This window comes from Flavonifractor sp. DFI.6.63, assembly GCF_024462255.1.
Classification (GTDB): Bacteria; Bacillota; Clostridia; order Oscillospirales; family Oscillospiraceae; genus Lawsonibacter_A; species Lawsonibacter_A hominis.
Genome location: NZ_JANGBE010000153.1, coordinates 1 through 255, shown reverse-complemented (window position 1 = coordinate 255; position 255 = coordinate 1). Strand labels below are relative to the sequence as shown.

Genomic DNA, 255 nt, shown 5'->3' with positions numbered 1-255 from the left:
ACGTTACGATAAGATATCCTCTTACCGATGTCTCCTTAGAAAGGAGGTGATCCAGCCGCACCTTCCGATACGGCTACCTTGTTACGACTTCACCCCAATTATCGAACCCACCTTCGGCCGCGCCCCCTATTGCTAGTTAGGCTACGGACTTCGGGTGTTCCCGACTCTCATGGTGTGACGGGCGGTGTGTACAAGGCCCGGGAACGTATTCACCGCGGCATGCTGATCCGCGATTACTAGCGATTCCAACTTCAT

General features: G+C 54.1%; 1 rRNA gene. It reads right to left on the bottom strand.

Annotated features, from left to right (window positions below):
* Nucleotides 1–39 precede the first annotated feature (39 nt).
* Nucleotides 40–255: ribosomal RNA gene (locus NE547_RS18295) — 16S ribosomal RNA — on the bottom strand; the annotation flags it as partial.